General features: G+C 46.9%; 5 protein-coding genes. All 5 read left to right on the forward strand.

Annotated elements, in window-relative coordinates; translation table 11 throughout:
* On the forward strand, positions 1–235 hold a 235-nt coding region (locus ACJ751_RS02160; RefSeq protein WP_407743731.1), incomplete at its 5' end, for a hypothetical protein.
* Positions 236–339: 104 nt separating this feature from the next.
* On the forward strand, positions 340–510 hold the full coding sequence (ccoS, locus tag ACJ751_RS02165; RefSeq protein WP_407743732.1) for a cbb3-type cytochrome oxidase assembly protein CcoS: 171 nt from the start codon (positions 340–342) through the stop codon (positions 508–510).
* A gap of 41 nt (positions 511–551) precedes the next feature.
* Positions 552–2,684 carry a cytochrome-c oxidase, cbb3-type subunit I gene (gene ccoN, locus ACJ751_RS02170; RefSeq protein WP_407743733.1) on the forward strand — a complete coding sequence of 711 codons (2,133 nt, stop codon included), beginning with the start codon at positions 552–554 and terminating at the stop codon, positions 2,682–2,684.
* A 4-nt stretch (positions 2,685–2,688) separates the two neighbouring features.
* On the forward strand, positions 2,689–2,847 hold the full coding sequence (locus ACJ751_RS02175) for a CcoQ/FixQ family Cbb3-type cytochrome c oxidase assembly chaperone (RefSeq protein ID WP_407743734.1): 159 nt from the start codon (positions 2,689–2,691) through the stop codon (positions 2,845–2,847).
* A 22-nt stretch (positions 2,848–2,869) separates the two neighbouring features.
* Positions 2,870–3,473, forward strand: a 604-nt coding sequence (locus ACJ751_RS02180) for a hypothetical protein (RefSeq protein WP_407743735.1), incomplete at its 3' end; no start/stop codon positions are given.

A 3,473-nucleotide genomic window follows, 5' to 3' on the forward strand; every position in this document is an offset into this window, starting at 1 on the left:
CGCCGGACAACTCTCAAAAATTTCCGCCTTTATCAGGCTTTGCAAGGTCAATAAGCGTATAGTTATTGCCAGCTTTATTTTATCCATCGCCTATAATATAGTGGGCCTTTCTTTCGCCGTACAGGGCGATCTGTCGCCGCTGATCGCCGCCATTCTTATGCCGGCCAGTTCGCTCAGCATTTTACTGATAACATTTGGCAGCGGCAATATCGCTGCGCGGTTATTGAAGTGCTGAATCACCCGCCCCTCATATGATTAAAATCAGGTTTTGTTTTGAGGCTCCTCATTGAACAGGTTGTTACCCTAAAATATGTTTGCAGTAAGATAAATATTACAGTTATGAGCGCTATCGTGATCCTTCTTATTGCAAGTATATCGGTGTCTGCCATTTTTCTGGCTGCTTTTATCTGGAGTATACGATCCGGCCAAATGGATGACGATTTCTCTCCGCCACAGCGCATTTTATTCGATAACCCGGGTACCACCCAATCGAACAACAACCCACAGTAAACAGATGCTGAATTATAAAATCTCAAACCAGGAATATCTCTATGCAAGTTGAAAAGTTTTATTACGACAACAAGATCGTTAAATGGTTTGCCATGGCCACGGCCATCTGGGGCATTGTAGGTATGCTGGCCGGTTTGTATGCGGCTATTCAATTGTACGCCCCTGGCGCCGCATTAGGCTATGCGCCCACCACCTTTGGCCGGGTACGTCCCGTGCATACCAATGCCATCGTTTTTGCATTTGTTGGCAACTGTATTTTTACCGGCGTTTATTACTCCCTGCAACGGCTTTGTAAAGCGCGCATGTTCAGTGATAAATTAAGCCGTATTCACTTCTGGGGCTGGCAGGGCATTATTGTGGCCGCGGCCATTACCTTGTTGCTGGGATATACCACCGGTAAGGAATATGCTGAACTGGAATGGCCCATCGATATTGCTATTACCCTGGTTTGGGTGGTGTTCGGGATAAATATGTTTGGCACCATTATAAAAAGAAGGGAACGTCACCTGTACGTTGCCATCTGGTTTTTTATAGCCACCTGGGTAACGGTAGCCTTGCTGCATATTGTTAATTCATTTGAGATCCCTGTTTCCTTTTTTAAAAGCTACAGCTGGTATGCCGGTGTGCAGGATGCACTTGTGCAATGGTGGTATGGGCACAATGCGGTAGCTTTTTTTCTTACCACACCCATACTTGGCCTGATGTATTATTTTCTGCCCAAAGCCGCCAACAGACCCGTTTATTCGTACCGGCTTTCCATCATTCACTTTTGGGCGCTGATCTTTCTTTACATCTGGGCCGGTCCGCACCACTTATTATATACTGCTTTGCCCGATTGGGCGCAGTCGCTTGGTACCGTTTTTTCCATTATGTTACTGGCGCCCAGTTGGGGCGGTATGTTGAACGGGTTGTTTACCTTACGGGGCGCCTGGGATAAAGTACGCGAAGATCCAGTTCTCAAATTCTTTGTGGTTGCCGTTACCTGCTATGGTATGGCCACTTTTGAAGGGCCCATGCTGTCATTGAAAAACGTAAATGCCATTTCTCACTTTACCGACTGGACGATCGCCCACGTGCATATTGGCGGTTTGGGTTGGAACGGTTTTATGGCGTTCGGGATGTTGTACTGGCTGGTGCCACGCATGTGGGGCACACCGCTGTACTCAAAGAAATTAGCCACTAACCACTTCTGGCTGGGCACCATCGGTATTGTACTATATGCTGTGCCGTTATACTGGGCCGGTTTTGCCCAGGCGCAAATGTGGAAGACCTTTACCGAAGAAGGACAGTTGAAATTCCAGTTCCTGGAAACGGTGACCCATATTATTCCGATGTATATCACCCGTAGTATTGGGGGTACCCTGTATCTCATTGGCGCCTTGTTGATGGTTTATAACCTGGTTAGAACTGCCGCTAAAGGGTATTTCATTGCCGACGAAGTGTGTGAAGCGGCTCCTTTACAAAAGGAAACAACACACCATGCCCGTGAACACTGGCACCGGTGGATCGAAAGAAAACCCATGACCCTGTTGGTGTTCAGTTTGATCGTGGTAGCCATTGGCGGCGCCATTGAAATGATCCCCACCTTCCTGGTAAAAAGTAATGTACCAACCATTGCCAGTGTAAAACCCTATTCACCGCTCGAACTGCAGGGCCGGGATATTTATGTGCGCGAAGGTTGTTATACATGTCACTCGCAAATGATCCGTCCGCTCCGCGATGAAGTGGCTCGTTATGGTGAATATTCAAAAGCCGGTGAATTTGTATACGATCACCCCTTCCAGTGGGGATCAAAAAGAACCGGTCCCGACCTGGCGCGTGTAGGCGGTAAATACCCCGACAGCTGGCATTACAACCATATGATGGATCCCCGGATCATGTCGCCCGGTTCTATTATGCCATCCTACAGTTGGTTGCTGGATAATAAAATTGATACGGCTAGCACACCTGCTAAGATCAGGGCCATGCAAACCCTGGGTGTGCCATACCCTGCAGGCTACGATAAACAGGCGAACAATGACCTGATGACGCAGGCCAACAGCATCCGGATCAGTTTAAAGATGGATAAAATTGAAACCCCCAAAGATGCAGAGATCGTAGCACTGATCGCTTACCTGCAACGCCTGGGAAAAGATATAAAGGCAATGCCTAAAGAACAAACTGCTAAAAACTAATTATATGAAGTTTATACACTATTTGGAAAAAATAACCGGTGTGAGCATTTATCCACTGACCTCGTTTGTCATCTTCGGTCTTTTCTTCCTGGTAATGTTGCTATGGGTGCTTAAGAGCGATAAGAAAACGATCTATGACATCAGCCGTATTCCTTTAGACTAACCACCTTAAAACATTGTATTGTATGCGTAAAGCAGTTGCTGCAGGGGCCGCCTTTTTATTGACAGCGCCATTTGTAATGGCGGAGGGAGGCGGTCATCCTCCTAAAGAATCTTCCCTGTATGATCCGTTTGTAGTAACAATGATAATTATAATGGCTATCCTGTTGCTCGCTATTGGTTTGCTGGCCAATGTGGTAATAGGCACCGCCGGTTATTATTATAAAAAGCAGAAAGAAAATGAGCAACAAACAAGCGCCGGCAGTAGCCTGAAGGCACTATCCATTATTGCCTTGTTGTTGATGGCGGCGCCTTCGTTTGCTCAGGATGCAGCAGCCCCTGTTGCGGCTGTGCAAACGGCCGATCCCTACAATGGTTTGTCTGCTTCTACTTTTTATTGTATGGTAGGGGTGATCGCTGTAGAATTACTGGTGGTGTTTGTATTGTTATACCAGTTGCGCGTTTTCCTGGGAAAAACAAAATTGCAGGAAAGCACAGCGGGTGCCACCGAATTCAGGTTAAAATCCGGGATCAGTGTGTGGCATAAGCTGAACAAGTTTAAGCCGATTGAACAGGAAGCAGATCTTGACCTGGGACACGATTACGATGGCATCCGCGAGTTAGATAACC

This window comes from Niastella sp. (assembly GCF_045805085.1).
In the GTDB taxonomy this organism is placed as follows: domain Bacteria; phylum Bacteroidota; class Bacteroidia; order Chitinophagales; family Chitinophagaceae; genus Niastella.